The 236-nt window shown below is 69.5% G+C and carries 1 pseudogene; it reads right to left on the reverse strand.

The features are described 5' to 3' along the window. Positions 1-236, reverse strand: a pseudogene (locus tag ACYQ0J_RS13540) (ATP-binding protein); the annotation flags it as partial.

Genomic DNA, 236 nt, shown 5'->3' on the forward strand with positions numbered 1-236 from the left:
TTTGTACCCCCCTTCCTTAGGGTCTCCGGGTGGACGGCCAGGACCAGGGTGGCCACCTCGGCGAAGGCCACCAGCCAGGGGACCACACTGGGGGTGAGGCCCGTGGCGTCGTCCACGACGAGGGTGACGGGGTTCACCCCTTCGGGGCGCTTGAGGGCCTTGAGGAGGCTCCTCGCCTTCTCCTCGTTCCCCGGGTAGCGCCTCTGCCAGGCCTTGAGGTCGGCCTCGAGGTCCCA

This window comes from Thermus sp. FJN-A (assembly GCF_054655095.1).